Below are 20,621 nucleotides of genomic sequence, written 5' to 3'. Positions count from 1 at the left end.
CGCGGGCGGGGACGGCTCAGGTGGGCAGGGCCGGCTCCAGGTCGTCGGCGGCGGCGTGCTTGCCGTGATGGTCGACGATCAGCTCGACCACGCGGGCCGGGTCGTCCTCGATGACGAACAGTTCCAGGTCGTGCGCCCCGATGGTGCCGTGGGCCAGCAGTTCGCTGCCGATCCAGTCGGCCAGGCCTTGCCAGAACTCGCGCCCCATGAGGATGACCGGCGCCGGCTCCACCTTGCCGGTCTGGACCAGCGTCAGCGCCTCGAACAGCTCGTCCAGCGTGCCGAAGCCGCCGGGCAGGGCGACGTAGGCCGCGCTGTGCATGAAGAAGGTGGCCTTGCGCGAATAAAAGTACTCGAATTCCAGCGCGATCGATTGGTAGCCATTGTTGCGGGCCTCGTGCGGCAGCACGATGTTCAGGCCCACGCTGGTGCCCTTGGCCTCGTAGGCGCCCTTGTTGGCCGCCTCCATGATGCCCGGGCCGCCGCCGGCGATGACGGCAAAGCCGGCGCGGGCCAATTGCGCGCTCAGCGTCTCGGCCGTCTGGTAATAGGGCGAATCGCGGCTGATGCGGGCGCTGCCGAACACGCTGACCGCCGGTCCCAGGCTGGCCAGCGCATCGGCTGCCCGGCTTATCTCTGACATAATCCCGGGTATTTGCTGCTCGGCCGGCGTGCCTGTCTTGTGCTTTGTAACCATGAAAAAAACCCTGTTGCTGGTGGACGGCTCCAGCTACCTCTACCGTGCGTTTCATGCCATGCCGGACCTGCGCAATGCGCAGGGCGAGCCCACGGGCGCGCTGTACGGCGTGATCAACATGCTGCGCCGGCTGGTGCCGGACTACAACGCACAGTATGCAGCATGTGTATTTGACGCTCGTGGCAAAACGTTTCGCGAGGATCTCTACGCCGACTACAAGGCGCACCGCCCTCCCATGCCCGAAGAGCTGGCGCAGCAGGTCGAGGCCATCCACCAGACCGTGCGGGCCCTGGGATGGAACGTGCTGGCGGTCGAGGGCGTGGAGGCCGACGACGTGATCGGCACCCTGGCCGCGCAGGCCGCGGCCCAGGACATCCATACCGTGATCTCCACCGGCGACAAGGACCTGGCCCAGCTGGTGAACCCCCATGTCACGCTGGTCAACACCATGTCGGGCGAAACGCTGGATGTGGCCGGGGTCGCCGGCAAGTTCGGCGTGCCGCCCGAGCGCATCGTCGATTACCTGATGCTGGTGGGCGACAGCGTGGACAACGTGCCGGGCGTGCAGAAGGTCGGCCCCAAGACGGCCGCCAAGTGGCTGGGCGAGCATGGCTCCGTCCAGGCGCTGGTCGCGGCCGCCGAGAGCATCAAGGGCGTGGCCGGCGCCAATCTGCGCAGCGCGATCCCTCAGTTCGAGCTGACCCGCCAACTGCTGACCGTCAAGACCGATTGCGATCTTTCGCAGGTGGTGCCCGATTTCTCGGCGCTGGTGCCGCGCGCGCCGGATGTGCCGCGGCTGATTGAGCTGTACGACCGCTATGGTTTCCGGACCTGGCTGCGCGAGCTGACCGGCGATGCCGCGCGCATGCCCACGGGCGATGCGCGCGTGGTGCTGGACGAAAGCGTGCCCCCGCCGCCGGCGCAGACCGACTACCAGACCGTCACCGACTGGCCCGCCTTCGAGGCCTGGCTCGAACGCATCGAAAACGCCACGCTGACCGCGCTGGACACCGAAACCACTTCGCTGGACGGCATGCAGGCCCGGCTGGTCGGCCTGTCGCTGGCGGTGCAGGACGGCCAGGCCTGCTATATCCCGCTGGCGCATCGCGGCCCGGACAATACCGTCCAATTGCCCAAGGACCAGGTGCTGGCCCGGCTCAAGCCCTGGCTGGAGAATGCCGGCGCCGCCAAGCTGCTGCATCATGCCAAGTACGACAGCCACGTGCTGGCCAACGAAGGCATCGCGCTGGCCGGCATCGCCGAGGACACCATGCTGCAGGCCTATGTGCTGGAATCGCATCGCAGCGTCAGCCTGGCCGATCTGGCGCAGCGCTGGCTGGGCCGCAGCGGCTTGAGCTACGAACAGCTGTGCGGCAAGGGCGCGCAGCAGATCGGCTTTGACGAGGTGGCGGTGGAGCAGGCCGCGCACTACGCCTGCGAGGATGCCGATTTCACGCTGGCGCTGCACCGGGTGCTGCGCCCGAAAGTGGCGGCCGATGCCGGCATGGAGGCGGTCTACCGGCTCGAATTGGATGTCTCGCGCGTGCTGTTCGACATCGAGCGCCACGGCGTGCGCATCGACCCGGACGAACTCGCGCGCCAAAGCAGCGCCCTGGGCCAGGAAATGTTGCGGCTGGAGACGCGCGCCTACGAGCTGGCGGGCCAGCCCTTCAACCTGAATTCGCCCAAGCAGCTGGGCGAGATCCTGTTCGGCCGCATGGGCCTGCCGGTGGTGCGCAAGACGGCCGGGGGCGCGCCTTCCACCGACGAGGACGTGCTGAGCAGGCTGGCGCAGGACTATCCGCTGCCGCAGACCCTGCTCGAATACCGCGGCCTGTCCAAGCTCAAGTCCACCTATACCGACAAGCTGCCCCGCATGATCGATCCGCGCACCGGGCGGGTGCACACGCACTATGCGCAGGCCGCCGTGGTGACGGGGCGGCTGGCCTCGTCCGAGCCCAATCTGCAGAACATCCCGGTGCGCACGGCGGCCGGGCGGCGCGTGCGCGAGGCCTTCATCGCCACCGACGGCGTGATCGTCTCGGCCGACTACTCGCAGATCGAGTTGCGCGTGATGGCGCACGTCTCGGACGATGCCAACCTGCAGCGCGCGTTCATGGCCGGCGAGGACATCCACCGGGCCACGGCGGCCGAAGTGTTCAACGTGCCCCTGGCCGAGGTCACCGCCGACCAGCGGCGCGCCGCCAAGGCGATCAACTTCGGCCTGATCTACGGCATGGGCGCCTTCGGGCTGGCCAGCAACCTGGGCATTACCCGCGATGCCGCCCAGGCCTACATCGATCGTTATTTCGCGCGCTATCCCGGCGTGGCGCAGTACATGGCCGACACCAAGGCGCAGGCGCGCGAACTGGGCTACGTGCAGACCGTGTTCGGCCGCCGGCTGTGGATGCCCGACATGCGGGCAGGCTCGGGGCCGCGCCGCCAGGGCGCCGAGCGCGCCGCCATCAACGCCCCGATGCAGGGCACGGCCGCCGACCTGATCAAGAAGGCGATGGTGGCGGTGCAGCAATGGCTGCTTGCCGAGGGCCTGCGCACCCGCATGGTGATGCAGGTGCACGACGAACTGGTCTTCGATGCGCCAGCCGACGAAGAGGCGGTGCTGCGCGCGCGCGTGCCGGGCCTGATGGAAGGCGTGGCCCAGCTGCGCGTGCCGCTGCGGGTCGATATCGGCGCCGGGCCCAACTGGGAGCAGGCGCACTGACAGGCCGGCCTGCGCCCGCCGCCAGCGTCCGGGGGCCGGCGTGCCCGGCCGGCGGGCCGCGCCCCGCGCCCCGCGCCCAAGGCCGCCCAGGGTAACGATATAATATTTCACGACTTTCCCTGTCCCTTCCTTTCCCATGCTTTTCTGGATCGTGCTTGCCGCCGTCGCCGGCGGCCTGCTGGCGCTGCTTGTCGCGCGCTGGCTGACCTACCAGCTGTTCGCCCGCTACCTGCATCACATGGTCAGCCTTTCGGTCGGCGTGCTGCTGGGCGTGTCGCTGCTGCACCTGCTGCCCGAAGCCTTCGAATCCGGCCCCGATGCGCATACCTTGTTCGCCGTGATGCTGGCGTCCCTGGTGGTGCTGTTCGTGCTGGAGAAGATCGCGCTGCTGCGCCACAGCCATCATCACGAGGGCGACGGCCATCACCACCATCCCGGCCACGACCGGCACGAGGCCGGGCGCGGCGGCGTGCTCATCCTGGTGGGCAGTTCGCTGCACAATCTTTGCGACGGCGTGCTGATCGCCGCGGCCTTCCTGGCCGACGTGCGCCTGGGCGTGCTGACCGCCGCCTCCATCATCCTGCACGAGGTGCCGCACAAGCTCAGCGATTTCGTGGTGCTGATGAACGCCAGGCTCACGCGTGAGCGGGCCTTCCTGCTGATCCTGTTCTCCAGCCTGTGCTCGGCGCTGGGCGCGGTCGTGGGCTACGCCATGCTGGCCGAATTCCAGTACCTGCTGCCCTATCTGCTGGTGGTGGCCGCCAGCAGCTTCCTGTATATCGCCATCGCCGACCTCATGCCGCAGATGCACGAGCGGCTGTCGCTGCGTGATGCCGTGCCGCAGCTGCTGCTGGTCGGTCTGGGCGTGGCGGTGATCTATGCCGTGACGACCAGCGTGCATCATGGGCACGAGCATGGCGCGCATGGGCACGGTCATGCGCACGAGCATGGCGCGCACGGACACGACCATACGCCCGGGCATGGACACGGCCATGCGCACGGGCACGCCGCGCCTTCAGCGCCCTGATGCCGTGTCGCGCTGGGCCAGCACGATGCCCGCCAGGATCAGCGCCAGGCCCGCATAGTGGTGCGCTTGCGGGTACTGGCGCAGCATGGCGGCAGATAGCAATACCGTGAAGATGGGCGTCAGGTTCATGAAAAACACAGGCAGCTGCGCGCTGGTGCGGCTGACCGCATGGCGCCAGCAGAATATGGCCACCAGGGACGGCATCACGCCCACGTAGGCGACGATGGCCAGCGTGCGGCCGTCCCAGCGGATCGGCCCATAGCCGCCGTAGGCCTGCTCCAGCGCGACCAGGGGCAGGCTCAGCAGCACGCCGGCAAGGATCTGCGCGCCCAGCAATACGCCGGCCGGCAGCCCGCTGCGTTCGGTGCGCAGGCGCCAGGTGTATACACTCCAGGCCAGGGTGGCCGCCAGCATGACCAGGTCGCCGGCGGAGAAGGCCAGGCCGCGCAGCTTGGCGGCATCGCCTTCGACCATGACCCAGATCACCCCGGCGATGGAGACCAGCGCGCCCAGGGCGCCCATCGGGCCGATTTTTGCGCCATAGCCCAGGCGGCCGATCAGCAGCACCAGCACCGGCGCCGACGCGCCGATCAGCGAGGTGCTGATGGGGCTGGACAGCGTCAGCGCAAGGTATTGCAGCGCGTTGTACGCGGTGATGCCCCAGAAGGCGCTGACCGCCAGCGGCAGCGCCTGCGCCCGCAGCGTCGCGGCGTGGCGGCGCATGGCTGTGGCCACGAAAGGCGCCAGCACCAGCCAGGCCACGGTCCAGCGCAGGGTATTGAGCGTGACCGGCGCGATGAGGCCGGCGGCCAGCTTGCCCACGATGGCATTGCTGGCCCACAGCAGGGGCGGCACCAGCAGGCAGGCCAGCAGCCCGGGCTTGAAGGGTTGGCTCATGTATTGGCCAGCACCAGGTCGGCATAGGCCTTGCCCTTGCCGATGATGTGCTCGCGCATGGCGCGCGCCGCGTTTTCGGCATCGCCCGCGACCAGGGCCAGCACCAGCGGCTCGTGCTCGCCGTGGGAGCTGCGCAGCCGCCCGGGCTGTTCGAACACGTGGCGGCGAAAGCTCGCCAGCCGGCGTCGGACCGCATCGATTTCCTCGCGCACCGAGGGGTTGCCGCAGCCTTGCTGCACGGCGCGGTGCAGCGCCAGGTTGGCGGCCTCGTAGGCGGGCTTGTCCTGGGCGCTGGCCAGCCGGCCCATGTCCTCGTGCAGCCGGGCCAGCGCCATGCGCTGCTCGGCGTTCATGCGTTGTGCGGCCAGGCGGGCGGCTACCGCTTCCAGTTCGCCCAGCAGCTCGAGCAGGCTGATGAGCTCGGCCGCGTCCGGCCGGTAGACATACATGCCCGAGCGCGGCACGACTGCGACCAGTTTCTGGGTGGTCAGCATCAGCAAGGCCTCGCGCACCGGCGTGCGCGAGACGCCGAACCGCTCGGCGATTTGTTTTTCATCCAACGCGACGCCGGGCGCCAGCGCGCCCGATTCGATTTCCTGTTCCAGCCGGCGCCGGATGCGTTCGGGCGCGTTGGCACCGCCCGCGTCGGATTCCGGCGCCGAAATTTCAGAAGCCATCTTCATAATTTTATAAAGCTACCGTATTATTATGACTCAGCAGAATATTATTACTAAAGGAGACTTTTTATGCGGAACGCAGGGATTCTTGCACTATTATTGTGCATTTCAACAGTGGCACGCGCCGAATTCCCGGAGCGGCCCGTAAAAATCACGGTGCCGGTGCCCCCAGCGGGCATTATCGACCAGGTTTCCCGCATTCTTGCGCCCCAGCTTTCGGCGCAGCTGGGCCAGACCGTCATCGTCGAGAACCGTCCCGGCGCCAGCGGCAACATCGCGGCTTCGTACGTGGCGCGCTCGGCGCCCGACGGCTATACGCTGCTGGCGGGCTATTCCATGTTCCACGTCGGCAATCCGGCCATGTTCGCCAACCTGGACTGGGATCCCGAAAAGCACTTCACCCCGATCGCCATGCTGGTGGTTTCGCCGCACGTGGTCGCCGTGAATGCGCAGCAGCCGTTCTCTTCGCTGCAGGAACTGGTGCAGCATGCGCGCAGCCATCCCAACAGCCTGAACTACGCGACCTCGGGCAACGGTTCGGTGCCCCATGTGGGCATGGAGCTGTTCAAGCAGCGCAACCAGGTCCAGATCGTGCACGTGCCGTACAAGGGCGCCGGGCCCGCGGTGCAGGACGTGCTGGCGGGCAACGTCGAGATGACGGTGGCCACGCCGCCTTCGGTGGGCGGCTTCATCAAGGCCGGCAAGCTCAAGGCCCTGGCCGTGGCCAGCAAGGAACGCATCGCCATGCTGCCGGATGTGCCGACCGCCGGGGAAGCGGGCTTCCCGGGCTTCGAGCTGGACGCCTGGGTCGCGCTGTTCGCGCCCGCCAAGGTGGCTCCCGAAGTGGTGGCCAGGCTGGAGCAGGCAGTGCAGGCGGCCTTGGCCGATCCGGGCGTGCGCAGCTCGCTGCAGACCGCCGGCGTGCAGGTGCGCTACATGGATTCGGCGCAGCTTGCCCGCCAGGTCGCCCAGGACGTGGCCTATTGGCAGCCCGTGATTCGCCAGGCCGGTATCCGTATCGATTGAGCCGCCCCGCGCGGCGCGACTTCACCAGGAAGACCTACACATGACTTCAATGCAGCACCCCCCCCATGAGGACATCAACGTGCAGCGCGCCGCGCGCCTGGATTGCGCCACGCTCAGCGACGCGCTGGACCGGCTGCGCATCGCCGGCCAGTGCCGCCGCATCAAGCCGTGCTCGCCGGGTTTCCGGCTGGCCGGACGCGCCTATACGGTGCAGTACGAGCCGGCGCACGGCAGCGGCGGGAACGTGGGCGAATACATCGACGACGTGGCGCCGGGCAGCGTCATCGCGATCGACAATCGCGGACGCGACGATGTGGGAACCTGGGGCAACATCCTGACCGAGGTCGCGCACCGGCGCGGCATGGCCGGCACGGTGATCGACGGCAACAACCGCGACGTGGCGCTATGCCGCGAGCTGGGCTATCCGATCTTCAGCCGGAATACGTGGATGCGGACGGGCAAGGGTCGCATCCAGCTCAAGGCCCTGCAGGTGCCGGTGGAGATCGGCGGGGCGCTCGTCTGGCCGGGCGACATCCTGCGGGGCGATCCGGACGGCGTGCTGGTCATTCCCCGCGCCCACGAAGAGGCGCTGCTGGCCATCGCCGAGGACATCGCCGCGCAGGAAGACAAGCTGCGCGAGGCGGTGCGCGCCGGGCAGCGCCTGGACGAGGCGCGCCGGCGCTTTCGCTACCACGACCTGCAAAGCCCGGACTATGACGCGCCGGCCCGGCGCTAGCCTGTTTTCCCGCAGGCGCGCCGGGCGGGGCAGGCGGCAGGGGCCGCCTGCCGTGCCGCTCAGCGCAGGGCTTGCAGCGCCTGGATGCGGGCCTGGATCGGCGGGTGGCTGGCGAACAGCGCGCTGACCGCGCCGCGGCCGCTGATGCCCGAGGCCTCGAAGCTCTTGGGCAGTTCGCCCGGCTGCAGGCCGCCCAGGCGGGCCAGGGCGCGGATCATGGGCTCGCGCGAGCCCATCAGGTGCGCGGCGCCGGCATCGGCGCGGTATTCCCGCTGGCGCGAGAACCAGGCCACGATGATGGAGGCCAGGATGCCGAAGATGATCTCGCAGACGATGACCACGGCGTAGTAGCCCAGGCCCACGCCGCGCTCGTTCTTGAGCAGGATGCGGTCGACGAAATAGCCCACCACGCGGGCCAGGAAGACCACGAAGGTGTTGACCACGCCCTGGATCAGGGTAAGGGTGACCATGTCGCCATTGGCCACGTGGGCCACCTCGTGCGCCAGGACCGCGGCCACTTCTTCCTCGGTCATGGATTCGAGCAGCCCGGTGGAGACGGCCACCAGCGAATTGTTCTTGAATGCCCCGGTGGCGAAGGCGTTGGGCTCGCCCTCGTAGATGGCCACCTCGGGCCGCCCCACCCCGGCGCGGTCGGCCAGCTGGTGCACGGTGTCGAGCAGCCAGATCTCGCGCGGGCCGTTGGGGGCATTGGGGTCGATCACCTTCGCGCCGGTACTCCATTTGGCCATGGGCTTGCTCAGCAGCAGCGAAATGAAGGCGCCGGTAAAGCCCACGATGGCCGAGAAGACCAGCAGGGCCTGCACGTTCAGGCCTTCGGCCGTGATGTAGCGGTCCACGCCGAAAATGCGCAGCGTGGCGCTGAGCACGATCAGGACCGCGATGTTGGTCATCAGGAAAAGGACGATGCGTTTCATGCTTGTTGTTCCCTTCTTGGAAAGGTTGTTGCTATCTGGCGGCCCCCCGCAGGCCGCTCATCCCGCGCGAGCCGGGACCGGATTTTGACTGGCCGGGCCGGGGGCGGTTCCCGCAAACCGCCCAGGCTCCAGATGGGGATGACACGGCCCCGTTGCAAGGCAGGAGTATAGTAGGGGTTCTTTGCAAATCATCAGCGACGCGGGACGCACGTTTTTTTCATGCAGGCTCTTTGGATGCTCTTGGCGTCGGCCATGTTCGCCATCATGGGGTGCTGCGTGAAGCTGGCCAGCGAGCATGGGGCCACCTTGGCCCAGGTGGTGCTGTTTCGCGGCCTGCCCTCGGTGCTGCTGCTCGTCGCCTGGGCGCGCATCGGCGGGCATTCCATCCTGCCGCGCGCCTGGAAACCCCATATCAAGCGCAACCTGGCCGGGGTCAGCTCCATGTGGCTGGGCTTCGTGGCCATTTCCTACCTGCCCTTGTCCACCGCCACCAGCCTGAACTACACCGCGCCGCTGTTCATCGCCTGCTGGATGCTGGGCTGGGGCGGCGCCGGGCGCGACGGCTGGCGGATCGCCGCCGTGATCATCGGCTTTCTGGGCGTGCTGACGGTGCTGCGTCCCAGCATCTCGGGCGACCAGTGGCTGCCCGCGGCCCTGGGCCTGGCGGCCGGGGCCTTGTCGGCCGTGGCCATGATGCAGATCCGCGAGCTGGGCCGGCTGGGCGAGGCCGAATGGCGCACCGTGCTGGTGTTTTCCATCGCGGTGTGCCTGAGCAGCCTGGCCGGCGTGTGGCTGCTGGGCTGGGGCTGGCCCGACTGGGAGGGCATTGCCGCGCTGGCGGGCGTGGGCTTGTCGGGCATGGTGGGCCAGCTGGCCATGACCCGGGCTTTCGGCGCCGGCTCCGCCTTGCTGACGGCGGCGCTGCAATACACCACCATCATCTTCGCCGCGCTGCTGGGGGCGGCGGTCTGGGACGAGATTCCCGATACGCTGGCCTGGGTCGGCATGTTCGGCATCATCGCCGCCGGCCTGCTCTCGATCTGGCGCACCTTGCAGGAAAACCGCGAGGCCTTGCGCCGGGCGGCCCGCCAGGCGGCCTCGGCCGGCAAGGCGCAAGCCTGAGGTCCGCGCTGGCAAGGGCAGGGGCCGCATGCTGCGCCTGCCGGATCGGCTAGCCCCCGAAGGGGCTGCCTTGGGGCAAGGTCAGTCCTGCCCGGCCGGCTCGCGCATGACGCGCCGGTACCACTCGTGAAAGTGCTGCATGCCGTCTTCCATCGGCGACTGGTAAGGGCCGGCCTCGGTCACGCCGCGCGCCATCAGGGCGCGGCGGCCCGCGTCCATGCGCTCGGCGATCTCGTCGTCCTCGACCGCGGTCTCCATGTAGGCGGCGCGCTGGGCCTGGACGAACTCGCGCTCGAAGGCGGCGATCTCTTCGGGATAATAGAACTCGACCACGTTCAAGGTGTCCTGCGGGCCGCGCGGGTACAGCGTGGACAGCACCAGCACATGCGGATAGAGCTCGATCATGTGGGTGGGGAAGTAGGTCACCCAGATCGCGCCGAAATCAGGCGCCTGGCCGCCGCGGTACTGCAGCAGGATGTCCTGCCACTTGCGGTAGACGTCCGAGCCCGGCTGCCCGAGCGCCTGGTGCACGCCCACGCGCTGCAGGCTGAACCATTCGCCCATCTCCCAGCTCAGGTCGTCGCAGGTGACGAAGCGGCCCAGGCCCGGATGGAAGGGGCCCACGTGGTAGTCCTCCAGGTAGACCTCGATGAAGGTCTTCCAGTTGTAGTTGCACTGGTGGATCTCGACGTGGTCCAGCACGTAGTCGGAGAAGTCGAATTCCGGACGCTGGAACAGCGCGGCCATGTCGGCCGCCGGGTCGCGCGGGCCTTCGAACAGCAGGCCGTGGCAGTCGCGCAGGGCAAAGCGCTGCAGATCCAGGCACGGAGAGCTGTCGAATTGCGGCGCGCCCAGCAACTGGCCGTCGGGCTTGTAGGTCCAGCGGTGCAGGGGGCAGACGATGTTGCCGCCGCTGGCGCGCAGGTTGCCGCTGACGTTCTTGGCGCCCGCGCCCGTCACGTTGCCGGTGTCCCCGCCGAGCATCAGCGCCTGGCGGTGCCTGCAAACGTTCGAGATCAGTTCCACGCCTTGCGGATTGCGCACGAGCACGCGCCCGCCCTGCTCTTGCACGAGCGTGCGCCAGTCGCCTGTCTCGGGCACGTTCTTGGCGTTGCCGACATACAGGGACGATTGCTTAAAAATGAGTTCTTGCTCGCGGGCAAAGCGGGCTTCGTCAAAATAGGCGTTGACGTTGAGCTGGGTGCGAGCTGGCGCCAGGTGCGCCATCCGACCAATATCGGTCATGATTCCCTCCGCACGGATAAAAAAGCCAGGACGGCCTGCCTGCCGTTCTGGCGCGAAGAAAAATCGGTCCGGCCGATCATCTAAAAGGGGAGTGTACCCCAGATCACCGGGGGCGCCCACTTCGCCCGGACGGCGCCTCCCGGGGGCTGCCCGCGCGGTCCGTGCGGCGCCTAGACCACCCTGCGCAGCACGGGCAGGCGCTGGAAAACCCAGATGCATGCGGCCGACATCACGAAGATGGCCACGGCCACCAGCGGCAGGGACCAGGCCGGCGGCATGGGGCCCTCGTACAGGTCCGAGCGCTGCGCCAGGTCGATGAAGACCGGATGGATCAGGTATACGCCGAAGGTCAGCGGCGCCAGCAGCGTCAGGCGCGGCAGCCTGGACTGCGAGAGGATCAGCTGGAACGCCGCCAGCGACATGAAGGGCACGGTCACGCTGAAGTAGTCGTAGAAATAGAAGTTCATGGCCTGGGCATTGGACAGCGCGTACACACCCGCGGCCGTGGCGGCTACCGACAGCGCCAGCACCAGGCCCGGCCGGGGCAGGCGCAGCGAGCCTTCGAAGACCATCCGTCCGGCGATGAAGTAGCCCAGGTAGGGAACGAACCAGGCCAGGAAGAAGCCGTAGCCGGTGCCGGCCCAATGGCGATAGAGCGCGTCCATGACGGCGATGCCCAGCGTGCCCAGCACGCAGGCCAGGCGCCGGCGTTCGTTCAGCCGCCCGTACATGTCGCGCACGAAGGGGGCGAACAGGTAGAGCCCCACGATCATGTACAGGTACCAGAGATGGTAGTAGGGCCGGCCTTCGCTCAGGCGGGTAAGCCAGGCCCACGGATCGGTGGGCGTGCCGTCCAGGCGCTCGAGCAGGGCGCTCCATCCGAGGTAGAACAGCGTCCAGAATGCCAGCGGCAACAGGATGCGCGCCGTACGGCGCATGTAGAAGCGCGGCAGTCCTTCGCGCCGGGCCGGGGCCAGCAGCAAGGCGCCGCTGATCATCACGAAGACCGGCACGCACCAGCGCACCGCCGAGTCGTACAGGTTGGCGCTGACCCAGCCAGGGCTGCCATAGGGTTCGCTGCCCGATACCGGGACGGCGGCGCAGTGCAGCAGCACCACGGCCAGCGCGGCGATCCAGCGCGCCGCATCGAGCCTGGCCAGGCGGGGGTCGGTGGAGCAAGCGGCCTGCGCGGCGCTGCGGGCGATGGCGCTGGGGCGGGCGGTGGAACTCAAGGCGTGTTGCGTCATGGATGGCGGGCGGGTTGCGAAGGGCAGCCCGGCCAGCAGCGGACGGCGCGCCGGCCGCGTGGCAGGACGGCCCCTGCAGCGTACCAGAGGGCCGGGGCGGCCGACTGTATCCAGGCGTTAGCCGGCCCGACCGGATGGACGTGCCAACCGCGGCCCGTCGCGGCCGGCGGCTGCGGCCGGCTTCATCTTGTTGCAAATCCGCGCGCGCCGGCAGCGCGCTTGGCCTGCCCCGGCCTGCAAGCCCGGGGCGGGGCGGCAGTTCTCGTACAATTGAAGACTTGCCTCATTTAGTCCACCCTCATTGTCCACCGATAACACGGAGGCCCCTTTTGTCTGCTATGTCTCCGAACGATCCGAACGACCCGCTGCAACGCGCGCCCCAGGACGGCCTGCCCCAGGATGGCCTGCCCCAGGATTTCGAAACGGCGCTCGCGGAGCTCGAGGCGCTGGTTGCGGACATGGAAAGCGGCGCCCAGCCGCTGGAGGCCTCGCTGGCGGCCTATCGCCGCGGCGTGGCGCTCTCGCGGATCTGCCAGGACCGCCTGGCCCAGGCCGAGCAGCAGGTCAAGGTGCTCGAAGGCGAACTGCTGCGTCCCTTCGAGGGCGGCGGCATCGAGGCGGAAGGCAAAGGATGAAGCCTGCCGCCCTGGATTTTCCGGCCTGGCTGCAGGAACGGGCCGAGCATGTCGAAGCCTGCCTGGACGAGCTGCTGCCCCTGCCCGACGAAGAGCCCGCGCGCCTGCACGAGGCCATGCGGTATGCCACGCTGGGCGGCGGCAAGCGTGTGCGCGCCGCGCTGGTGTACGCGGCCGGCCAGGCCTGCGTGAGCGGCGGCATGCCGGTGGCCGTGAGCACCGGGCTGGACTGCGCGGCGGCGGCCATCGAGCTGATCCATGCCTATTCGCTGGTGCACGACGACCTGCCCTGCATGGACGACGACACCCTGCGGCGCGGCCGGCCCACCACGCACGTGCGGTTCGACGAGGCCACCGCCATGCTGGCCGGCGACGCCCTGCAGCCCCTGGCTTTCGAGCTGCTGTCCGAGATGCCGATCGCGCCGGCCCTGGTGGTGCAGGCCTCGCGCATCCTGGCGCGCGCGGCCGGCAGCCGCGGCATGGCCGGCGGGCAGGCCATCGACCTGTACAGCGTGGGCCGCTCGATCTCGCGCGAACAACTGCAGACCATGCACAGCCTGAAGACCGGCGCGCTGCTGGTGGCCAGCGTAGCCCTGGGCGGCGTGGTGGCCGGCGCCAGCTCGGTGCAGCGCAGCGCGCTGGACAGCTATGCCGCAGCGGTGGGGCTGGCCTTCCAGGTGGTGGACGATATCCTGGACGTGACGGCCGACTCCAAGCAATTGGGCAAGACCGCGGGCAAGGACGCCGCCGACAACAAGCCCACCTACGTGTCGCTGCTGGGCCTGGACGAGGCCCGCGCGCTGGCCGAGTCCCTGCGCGGCGATGCCCACAAGGCGCTGGCCCCGCTGGGCGAGTCGGCCGCGCCGCTGGCCGCCCTGGCCGATTTCATCGTGCTCAGGGACCGTTGAACGCAATATCGCCGGCGCGGCCCTGGCCGCGGGCGCAAGACCGAAGTGATGAACCATGACCACGGAACTGCTTGATCGTATCCAATCGCCGGCCGACCTGAAGCCGCTGGACCGGCGCGAGCTCAAACTGCTGGCCGACGAGCTGCGCGGTTTCGTGCTGGAGTCCGTCTCGCGCACCGGCGGGCATCTGTCCTCCAATCTGGGCACCGTCGAGCTGGCCATTGCCCTGCACCATGTATTCGACACGCCGCACGACCGCATCATCTGGGACGTGGGCCACCAGTCCTATCCCCACAAGATCCTGACCGGCCGGCGCGCGCAAATGGGCACGCTGCGCCAGCAAGGCGGCATCTCGGGCTTCCCGCGCCGCGACGAGTCGCCCTACGACGCCTTTGGCACCGCGCATTCATCCACGTCGATCTCCGCGGCCCTGGGCATGGCGGTGGCTTCGCGCAACGCCGGCGTGGCGCGCCAGCACATCGCGGTCATCGGCGATGGGGCCATGTCGGCGGGCATGGCCTTCGAGGCCATGAACAATGCCGGGGTCACGCCCGACATCAACCTGCTTGTGGTGCTCAACGACAACGACATGTCGATCTCGCCGCCGGTGGGCGCGCTCAACCGCTACCTGGCCCGGCTGATGTCCGGCCGCTTCTATGCGGCCGCGCGCAACGTCGGCCGCGCGGTGCTGCAGCACGTGCCGCCCATGCTGGAGCTGGCGCGCCGCTTCGAGGAGCATGCCAAGGGCATGGTCACGCCGGCCACGCTGTTCGAGGAGCTGGGCTTTAACTACGTCGGGCCCATCGACGGCCACGACCTGGATGCGCTGGTGCCTACCCTGCAGAACCTGAGCAAGCTGTCCGGCCCGCAGTTCCTGCACGTGGTCACGCGCAAGGGGCAAGGCTACAAGCTGGCCGAGGCCGACCCGGTGCTTTATCACGGGCCGGGCAAGTTCGACCCGGCCGTCGGAATCCAGCAGGCCAAGGCGCCGGCGCGGCGCACGTTCACCCAGGTGTTCGGCCAATGGCTGTGCGACATGGCACAGGAAGACGAGCGCCTGATCGGCATCACCCCGGCCATGCGCGAGGGCAGCGGCATGGTCGAGTTCGAGCAGCGTTTTCCCCGGCGCTACTTCGACGTGGGCATCGCCGAGCAGCACGCCGTCACCTTTGCCGCCGGCATCGCCTGCGAGGGCTACAAGCCGGTGGTGGCGATCTATTCGACCTTCCTGCAGCGCGGCTACGACCAGCTGATCCACGACGTGGCCCTGCAGGACCTGGACGTGACCTTCGCCCTGGACCGGGCGGGCATCGTGGGCGCGGACGGCGCCACCCACGCCGGCAACTACGACATCGCCTACCTGCGCTGCATTCCCAACATGGTGGTGGCCGCCCCCTCGGACGAGAACGAGGCCCGGCTGCTGCTCTCGGCCTGTTACCGCCATCGCGGCCCGGCCTCGGTGCGCTATCCGCGCGGGGCGGGCTGCGGCGCCGAGGTGCAGCCCGGCCTGGCCGACGTGCCCGTGGGCAAGGCGGTGCTGCGGCGCCAGGGCCGGCGCATCGCCGTGCTGGGTTTCGGCACGCTGGTGCAGGCCGCGCTGGGCGCGGCCGATCAGCTCGACCTGACCGTGGCCGACATGCGTTTCGTCAAGCCGCTGGACCACGAACTGGTGCTGGCGCTGGCCGCCAGCCACGATGCGCTGGTTACCGTCGAGGAAGGCTGCGTCATGGGCGGGGCCGGCAGCGCCGTGGCGGAACTGCTCAACGCGCAGGGCCTGTCGGTGCCGCTGCTGCAGCTGGGCCTGCCCGACCGCTTCATCGACCACGGCGACCAGGCCGCGCTGCTTGCGGGCCTGGGGCTGGACGCGGCCGGGATCGCCGCTTCGATCCGGGCCCGCTATGCCGAGCTGCTGACCGCCAAGGCCGCCTAGACGGCCGGGGCGCGGGCCGCGCGGCTGTTGTTTTCCCGCATCCTGTACGCCGGCCTGCCCGGGCCGCGGGCGGCGTTTCGCATTGACGGCCAAAGGGTCTTTTCCGGCCCGCCTGCGGGTTTGCGCGATAATTGTCCTTTACTTTTCTTGCCGGATGCGCTTTGCAAAGGCGCTTCGCACTGGTCAGACACATGAATTCTCCTGTCGATTCCGCCGTCGTGATGCCCGATGTGCAGAGTTCCACCGACACCCGCCAGATTCCCATCCAGCGTGTCGGCATCCGCGGCGTGCGTCATCCCATGCTGGTCGCCACGCCCGCCGGCGCGCAGCCCACGGTCGCCAGCTGGACGCTGACCGTGGCCTTGCCGGCCGAGGAAAAGGGCACCCACATGTCGCGCTTCGTGGCGCTGCTGGAAAAGCACCGCGCCACCCCCATGACGCCGGCGCTGTTCGCCGCCATGGCCGGCGAGATGCTGCCCTTGCTGCACGCCGAGCGCGGCGACCTGACGGCGGCGTTTCCCTATTTCGTCGAGAAGTCCGCGCCGGTCTCGGGCGTGCGCAGCCTGCTGGACTACGAAGTGCAATGGCTGGCGCGCGCCGCCGGCCAGCAGGTCGAGTTCGAGGTGCAGGTGCAGGTGCCGGTCACCAGCCTGTGCCCGTGTTCCAAGACCATCTCGGACTACGGCGCGCACAACCAGCGCTCGCACGTGACCGTCAACGCGGTGTTCGAGGATGCCCGGCTGGACATGGAGGCGCTGATCCGCCTGGTCGAGCAGGAGGCTTCGTGTGAGCTCTGGGGGCTGCTCAAGCGGCCCGACGAGAAGTACGTGACCGAGCGCGCCTACGACAACCCCAAGTTCGTCGAGGACCTGGTGCGCGACGTGGCCGCCCGAGTCAAGGTGTTGCCGGGCGTGCGGCGCTTTCGCGTCGAGGCCGAGAACTTCGAGTCCATCCACAACCATTCGGCCTACGCGGTGGTCGAGGGCTGATCGCCGCCGCTTGCCCGCCCGCCGGCAGGGGCCGGCAGCCGGCTACCATCCGATGGCCTGCGGCAGCCAGGTCGCCAGGCCCGGAAACAGGAACACGATCGCCAGCGCCAGCAGCTGCAGGCCGACATAGGGCAGCACGCCCAGGTAGATGTCGCGCGTGCTCACCGTGGGCGGGGCCACCCCCTTCAGGAAAAACAGCGCCCAGCCGAAGGGCGGCGTCAGGAACGACATCTGCAGGTTCATGGCCACCAGCACCGACAGCCAGACGATGTCCGTGCCGTAGGCATGGAACACCGGCAGGAACATCGGCAGTGCGATGTACGAGATCTCGATCCATTCCAGGAAAAAACCCAGCACCAGCAACAGCAGCATCAGGAACAGCAGCGCTTCGGTCTGGCCGCCGGGCAGCAGCGCGAAGGCGTCGTGCACCAGCTGTTCGCCGCCCAGGCCGCGAAACGCCAGGGCGAAGGGCTGGGCGCACAGCAGGATGAAAAAGATCATGGCGCTGATGCTCAGCGTGCCGTGCAGCGTGGCGCCCAGCACCTTCCAGTCCAGGCGCCGGGCCGCCAGGGCGATCAGCAGGCTGCCCAGCGCGCCCATCGATGCCGCCTCGGTGGGCGCGGCTACGCCGCCGATGATGGCACCCAGCACGGACGCGATGAGCAGCAGCGGCGGCAGCACCGAGCGGCCCAGGCGCGCCAGCAGTTCGCGCCGGCTTACCAGCGCCCGCTCATGGGCCGGTATGGCCGGCGCCCAGTCGGGACGCAGCCAGCCCACCGCCAGCACGTAGGCGACGTAGACCAGCGCCAATACCATGCTGGGCACGAAGGCGGCCGCGAAGATCGAGCCCACCGATTCGCCGGTGATGTCCGAGAGCAGGATCAGCACCAGGCTGGGCGGAATGATCTGTCCCAGCGTGCCCGAGGCGCAGATCGTGCCGCAGGCGAAGGTCGGGCGGTAGCCGCGCCGCAGCAGCGGCGGCAGGGTCAGCATGCCGAGCGTCACGACGGTCGCGCCCACGATGCCCGTGGACGCTCCCATCAGCACGCCGGCCAGCACCACGGCCAGGCCCATGCCGCCGCGCAGCCCCCCCATGGCCTGGCCCAGCGTCTCGATCATGTCGTCGGCGATGCGCGATTTCTCCAGCATCACGCCCATGAATACGAACAGCGGGATGGCCAGCATGGTGTAGTTGCTGACCACGCCGTACAGCCGCGCGGGCAGCAGGTTGAACAGCGCCGGACCGAAACCCAGGTAGCCCGCCGCAAAGCCCGAGGCCGCCAGCGCCACGGCCACGGGGATGCCGGCCAGCATCATGGCGAAGAAGGCCGCGACCATGCCGATGGCCAGCCATTCGTTCAGGCTCATGGGGCGGTACTCCCGTTGCCGGCCGCGCGCAGCGCCAGCCAGGCCCTGAGCGTGTCGGCCAGCCCCTGCAGGGCAAGCAGGGCGAAACCCAGCGGCAGGAAGGCCTTGAGCAGGAAGCGATGGGGCAGGCCGCCCGGGTCGGGCGAGCCTTCGCCCATGCGGTGCGACTGCAGCACGTAGGACCAGGACAGGTAGGCGATCAGCGCGGCGATGGCCAGGGTAAGCAGGGCGCTGGCCAGGTCGACCAGGGCGCGGCTGCGCGGCTGCATGCCGGCGTAGAGGAAATCCACGCGCACGTCGGCGCGGTGCTTGAGCGTATAGGCCATGCCCAGCAGCGCGATCGGCGAGATCAGGTGCCATTCGAGCTCCTGCAGCGCGACCGGGCTGATGCCCAGGAAATAGCGCAGCCAGACGTTGGCCGCGACCAGCAGCACCATGGCCAGCACGCACAGGCGCGCCAGCAGGCCGCAGGCCTCTATGAGGCTTTCTATGCCGGCGACCAGTCGCATTACTTGCCGTTCAGCGCGATGTTCAGGAAATTCAGCTCGCTGATGCCGGCCCATGACGCATGTTTCTGGGCAAACGCCATGAATGCGTCGTGCACGGCCCGGGTGCGCGGATCGGCGGCCGCGCCGGCCGCCAGGGTGTCGTGCGTGGCCTCGCGCAGCCGCCCGACGATCTGCGGGGGCAGCGGCTGGGCGGTAACGCCCTGGTTCTGCACCAGGTCGGTCAGGGCATCGGCGTTGACGGCCTCGGACCATGCCAGGCTTTCGTTGTTGCAGGCCTGGGCGGCGGCCTGCACGATGGCCTGCAGGTCGGCCGGCAGGCTGTCCCAGGCCTTCTTGTTGATCAGCAGTTCGGTGACATTGGTCGGCTCGTGCCAGCCCGTGGTGTAGTAATACTTGGCGGCCTTCTGCAACCCCAGGCGGCGGTCCTGGTAGGGGCCGACGAATTCGGCCGCATCGATCACGCCGCGCTCGAGCGCCGGGAAGATTTCTCCGCCGGGCAGCAGGCGCACGGCCACGCCCAGCTCGCTGAAGACCTTGCCCGCCAGGCCCGGAATCCGCATCTTCAGGCCCTTGAGGTCGTCGACGCCGTTCAGCGGCTGGCGGAACCAGCCAGTCATCTGCACGCCGGTGTTGCCCATGGGGAAGGCGATCAGCCCGTGCGGCTCGTACAGCTCGTGCCATAGCTTCAGGCCGCCGCCGTGATACAGCCAGGCGTTCATGCCTTGCGTGTTCATGCCGAAGGGCACGGCGGTGAAATACTGCGCCGCCGCGATCTTGCCCGCCCAGAAATAGGCATTGGCCGCGTTCATCTCGACCACGCCGCCGGCCACGGCGTCAAAGCCCTCCAGCGCCGGGATCAGCTCGCCGGCGGCAAAGTGCTGTATCTTCAGGCGCCCGCCCGACATCGCCTCGACCTTCCTGCAGAAGTCGGTGGGGCTGCCCGGGCCTTGCACATAGAAGGGCGAGCCCGCGGCATAGGCATTGGTCATGCGCCAGGAGTACGTCTTTTCGGCGGCGATGACCGCCGGCGCGCCCAGCACGGCGCCCGCGCCGGCTGCAGTTCCCAGGAAACGACGTCGAGTCACCGTCATGGATGCATTCCTCCGCTGAGGTTCAAGGTTGGGCGCGGGCTTGGGCAAGGCGCGCCGTCGGCACGGGTTCCATCGGGACGTGCCTATGCAAGCGGCGTGCCAGGTCTGGTTCGCCGGGGCAGGGCCTTGAAATAAAAGACGAATCGGGCAGCCGGGGAGGGCACCGCGGCAGTGCGGGCCGGGCCTGGTGCACAGGGTTCGTGCCTGCACGGCCCAGATTGGGGCGGCGCCCGGGCCCGCCGCCCGGCCCGGGCGCAGGCCCGGCATGCGCTTGATTTCTTGCAAGTTTTTCCTTCCTGGGCGATAATGCAAGGCTTTCTTGCTCGACAGTTGCCAACTGGGCGCGGCACCTTTTGACTTTCCGGGGCCTTTCGGCGTTGGCGAAGGTGTCTTTTCCAAGGCCGCTGCGGGCTGCCCCTTGGGCCTGGCGCATGCATTGCCGCCGCGCAGGCCCGAGACATCCTCAAGGAGTTTTGCCCATGCGTCACTACGAAGTAGTGTTCATCGTCCATCCCGACCAGAGCGAGCAGGTGCCCGCCATGGTCGAGCGCTACCAGTCGCTGGTCACCGGCCAGGGCGGTATCGTCCATCGCCTGGAAGACTGGGGCCGCCGCCAGCTGGCCTATCCCATCCAGAAACTGGTCAAGGCCCACTACGTGTGCCTGAACATCGAGTGCGGCCAGGCCACGCTCGACGAACTGGAGCATTCGTTCCGCTACAACGACGCCGTGCTGCGCCACCTGGTCATCAAGACCAAGAAGGCCCCCGCCGCCGCGTCGGTGATGATGAAGTCGGTCGAGCGCGAGGAAGCCCGCAAGGCAACCGCCGAAGCGGCCACCCAGTCCGAGTAAGAGCTTGAC

The 20,621-nt window shown here is 68.6% G+C and carries 19 protein-coding genes; 10 read left to right on the top strand and 9 right to left on the bottom strand.

Annotated features, from left to right (window positions below; genetic code table 11):
• Positions 1 to 16: 16 nt before the first annotated feature.
• Positions 17 to 643, bottom strand: a complete 627-nt coding sequence (locus tag V8Z80_RS16470) for a TIGR00730 family Rossman fold protein (protein ID WP_155196818.1) — start codon at positions 641 to 643, stop codon at positions 17 to 19.
• 52 nt (positions 644 to 695) lie between these two features.
• Here V8Z80_RS16470 and polA point away from each other — a divergent pair, with 52 nt between their 5' ends.
• Both polA and V8Z80_RS16460 read left to right on the top strand, forming a co-directional pair.
• Positions 696 to 3,419: a DNA polymerase I gene (polA, locus tag V8Z80_RS16465; protein ID WP_155196817.1), complete on the top strand. Its 2,724-nt coding sequence runs from the start codon at positions 696 to 698 to the stop codon at positions 3,417 to 3,419.
• A 136-nt stretch (positions 3,420 to 3,555) separates the two neighbouring features.
• Positions 3,556 to 4,446, top strand: coding sequence for a ZIP family metal transporter (locus V8Z80_RS16460; protein ID WP_336062760.1), 891 nt, complete (start codon positions 3,556 to 3,558; stop codon positions 4,444 to 4,446).
• On the opposite strand, the gene V8Z80_RS16455 is transcribed toward V8Z80_RS16460, so the two are convergent.
• Both V8Z80_RS16455 and V8Z80_RS16450 read right to left on the bottom strand, forming a co-directional pair.
• Positions 4,435 to 5,343 (bottom strand): DMT family transporter, encoded by a 909-nt coding sequence (locus V8Z80_RS16455; protein ID WP_155196815.1) that lies wholly within the window; start codon positions 5,341 to 5,343, stop codon positions 4,435 to 4,437. The genes V8Z80_RS16460 and V8Z80_RS16455 overlap by 12 nt on opposite strands.
• Positions 5,340 to 6,020: a GntR family transcriptional regulator gene (locus V8Z80_RS16450; RefSeq protein ID WP_336062759.1), complete on the bottom strand. Its 681-nt coding sequence runs from the start codon at positions 6,018 to 6,020 to the stop codon at positions 5,340 to 5,342. Before V8Z80_RS16450 ends, V8Z80_RS16455 begins: the two co-directional genes overlap by 4 nt.
• Positions 6,021 to 6,134: 114 nt before the next feature.
• Here V8Z80_RS16450 and V8Z80_RS16445 point away from each other — a divergent pair, with 114 nt between their 5' ends.
• Positions 6,135 to 7,046: a Bug family tripartite tricarboxylate transporter substrate binding protein gene (locus tag V8Z80_RS16445; RefSeq protein ID WP_336062758.1), complete on the top strand. Its 912-nt coding sequence runs from the start codon at positions 6,135 to 6,137 to the stop codon at positions 7,044 to 7,046.
• Between the two features lie 40 nt (positions 7,047 to 7,086).
• Entirely contained in the window at positions 7,087 to 7,782 is a 696-nt protein-coding gene (locus V8Z80_RS16440; protein WP_442951989.1) for an RraA family protein, read from the top strand.
• 59 nt (positions 7,783 to 7,841) lie between these two features.
• Here the strand turns inward: V8Z80_RS16440 and htpX are convergent, their stop codons facing one another.
• Entirely contained in the window at positions 7,842 to 8,717 is an 876-nt protein-coding gene (htpX, locus tag V8Z80_RS16435) for a protease HtpX (RefSeq protein WP_155196812.1), read from the bottom strand.
• 219 nt (positions 8,718 to 8,936) lie between these two features.
• Here htpX and V8Z80_RS16430 point away from each other — a divergent pair, with 219 nt between their 5' ends.
• Positions 8,937 to 9,839, top strand: coding sequence for a DMT family transporter (locus tag V8Z80_RS16430; protein ID WP_336062757.1), 903 nt, complete (start codon positions 8,937 to 8,939; stop codon positions 9,837 to 9,839).
• Between the two features lie 81 nt (positions 9,840 to 9,920).
• On the opposite strand, the gene V8Z80_RS16425 is transcribed toward V8Z80_RS16430, so the two are convergent.
• Together V8Z80_RS16425 and V8Z80_RS16420 are read right to left on the bottom strand one after the other, a co-directional pair.
• Positions 9,921 to 11,084, bottom strand: coding sequence for an aromatic ring-hydroxylating oxygenase subunit alpha (locus V8Z80_RS16425; protein ID WP_155196810.1), 1,164 nt, complete (start codon positions 11,082 to 11,084; stop codon positions 9,921 to 9,923).
• A gap of 170 nt (positions 11,085 to 11,254) precedes the next feature.
• Positions 11,255 to 12,289 carry an acyltransferase gene (locus V8Z80_RS16420; RefSeq protein ID WP_442951990.1) on the bottom strand — a complete coding sequence of 345 codons (1,035 nt, stop codon included), beginning with the start codon at positions 12,287 to 12,289 and terminating at the stop codon, positions 11,255 to 11,257.
• Positions 12,290 to 12,669: 380 nt separating this feature from the next.
• Between V8Z80_RS16420 and V8Z80_RS16415 the strand changes: the two genes are divergently transcribed.
• From V8Z80_RS16415 to folE2, 4 genes are all read left to right on the top strand, one after another.
• Positions 12,670 to 12,966 (top strand): exodeoxyribonuclease VII small subunit, encoded by a 297-nt coding sequence (locus V8Z80_RS16415; protein WP_336062755.1) that lies wholly within the window; start codon positions 12,670 to 12,672, stop codon positions 12,964 to 12,966.
• Entirely contained in the window at positions 12,963 to 13,874 is a 912-nt protein-coding gene (locus tag V8Z80_RS16410) for a farnesyl diphosphate synthase (protein WP_155196807.1), read from the top strand. The genes V8Z80_RS16415 and V8Z80_RS16410 overlap by 4 nt, the downstream gene beginning before the upstream one ends.
• A 55-nt stretch (positions 13,875 to 13,929) precedes the next feature.
• The gene (gene dxs / locus V8Z80_RS16405; RefSeq protein ID WP_155196806.1) at positions 13,930 to 15,804 is read left to right on the top strand and encodes a 1-deoxy-D-xylulose-5-phosphate synthase; all 1,875 of its coding nucleotides are present in this window, start codon (positions 13,930 to 13,932) and stop codon (positions 15,802 to 15,804) included.
• Between the two features lie 191 nt (positions 15,805 to 15,995).
• Positions 15,996 to 16,793 (top strand): GTP cyclohydrolase FolE2, encoded by a 798-nt coding sequence (gene folE2, locus V8Z80_RS16400; RefSeq protein WP_155196805.1) that lies wholly within the window; start codon positions 15,996 to 15,998, stop codon positions 16,791 to 16,793.
• 42 nt (positions 16,794 to 16,835) lie between these two features.
• Here folE2 and V8Z80_RS16395 read toward each other — a convergent pair whose 3' ends face one another.
• From V8Z80_RS16395 to V8Z80_RS16385, 3 genes are read right to left on the bottom strand one after another with little or no spacing between them, the layout of a single operon-like run.
• A complete protein-coding gene (locus V8Z80_RS16395; protein ID WP_155196804.1) occupies positions 16,836 to 18,161 on the bottom strand; it encodes a TRAP transporter large permease in 1,326 nt (441 codons plus the stop codon).
• A complete protein-coding gene (locus V8Z80_RS16390; RefSeq protein WP_336062754.1) occupies positions 18,158 to 18,670 on the bottom strand; it encodes a TRAP transporter small permease subunit in 513 nt (170 codons plus the stop codon). The genes V8Z80_RS16395 and V8Z80_RS16390 overlap by 4 nt, the downstream gene beginning before the upstream one ends.
• Complete coding sequence (locus tag V8Z80_RS16385; RefSeq protein ID WP_336062753.1) at positions 18,670 to 19,761, bottom strand: TRAP transporter substrate-binding protein; 1,092 nt, start codon at positions 19,759 to 19,761, stop codon at positions 18,670 to 18,672. Before V8Z80_RS16385 ends, V8Z80_RS16390 begins: the two co-directional genes overlap by 1 nt.
• Positions 19,762 to 20,240: 479 nt before the next feature.
• On the opposite strand from V8Z80_RS16385, the gene rpsF reads away from it, so the two are divergent.
• Positions 20,241 to 20,612 carry a 30S ribosomal protein S6 gene (gene rpsF, locus V8Z80_RS16380; RefSeq protein ID WP_155196801.1) on the top strand — a complete coding sequence of 124 codons (372 nt, stop codon included), beginning with the start codon at positions 20,241 to 20,243 and terminating at the stop codon, positions 20,610 to 20,612.
• Positions 20,613 to 20,621 lie beyond the last annotated feature (9 nt).

Source organism: Orrella sp. JC864, assembly GCF_037026685.1.
GTDB lineage: Bacteria > Pseudomonadota > Gammaproteobacteria > Burkholderiales > Burkholderiaceae_B > Orrella.
The sequence above is the reverse complement of the archived record's forward strand: the minus strand, read 5'-3'. Positions and strand labels throughout refer to the sequence as shown.

Coding starts and splice junctions, on each gene's coding strand:
- V8Z80_RS16470 (WP_155196818.1), bottom strand. CDS start 643: ATGTCAGAGATAAGCCGGGCAGCCGATGCGCTGGCCAGCCTGGGACCG.
- polA (WP_155196817.1), top strand. CDS start 696: ATGAAAAAAACCCTGTTGCTGGTGGACGGCTCCAGCTACCTCTACCGT.
- V8Z80_RS16460 (WP_336062760.1), top strand. CDS start 3,556: ATGCTTTTCTGGATCGTGCTTGCCGCCGTCGCCGGCGGCCTGCTGGCG.
- V8Z80_RS16455 (WP_155196815.1), bottom strand. CDS start 5,343: ATGAGCCAACCCTTCAAGCCCGGGCTGCTGGCCTGCCTGCTGGTGCCG.
- V8Z80_RS16450 (WP_336062759.1), bottom strand. CDS start 6,020: ATGGCTTCTGAAATTTCGGCGCCGGAATCCGACGCGGGCGGTGCCAAC.
- V8Z80_RS16440 (WP_442951989.1), top strand. CDS start 7,087: ATGACTTCAATGCAGCACCCCCCCCATGAGGACATCAACGTGCAGCGC.
- htpX (WP_155196812.1), bottom strand. CDS start 8,717: ATGAAACGCATCGTCCTTTTCCTGATGACCAACATCGCGGTCCTGATC.
- V8Z80_RS16430 (WP_336062757.1), top strand. CDS start 8,937: ATGCAGGCTCTTTGGATGCTCTTGGCGTCGGCCATGTTCGCCATCATG.
- V8Z80_RS16425 (WP_155196810.1), bottom strand. CDS start 11,084: ATGACCGATATTGGTCGGATGGCGCACCTGGCGCCAGCTCGCACCCAG.
- V8Z80_RS16415 (WP_336062755.1), top strand. CDS start 12,670: ATGTCTCCGAACGATCCGAACGACCCGCTGCAACGCGCGCCCCAGGAC.
- V8Z80_RS16410 (WP_155196807.1), top strand. CDS start 12,963: ATGAAGCCTGCCGCCCTGGATTTTCCGGCCTGGCTGCAGGAACGGGCC.
- dxs (WP_155196806.1), top strand. CDS start 13,930: ATGACCACGGAACTGCTTGATCGTATCCAATCGCCGGCCGACCTGAAG.
- folE2 (WP_155196805.1), top strand. CDS start 15,996: ATGAATTCTCCTGTCGATTCCGCCGTCGTGATGCCCGATGTGCAGAGT.
- V8Z80_RS16395 (WP_155196804.1), bottom strand. CDS start 18,161: ATGAGCCTGAACGAATGGCTGGCCATCGGCATGGTCGCGGCCTTCTTC.
- V8Z80_RS16390 (WP_336062754.1), bottom strand. CDS start 18,670: ATGCGACTGGTCGCCGGCATAGAAAGCCTCATAGAGGCCTGCGGCCTG.
- V8Z80_RS16385 (WP_336062753.1), bottom strand. CDS start 19,761: ATGACGGTGACTCGACGTCGTTTCCTGGGAACTGCAGCCGGCGCGGGC.
- rpsF (WP_155196801.1), top strand. CDS start 20,241: ATGCGTCACTACGAAGTAGTGTTCATCGTCCATCCCGACCAGAGCGAG.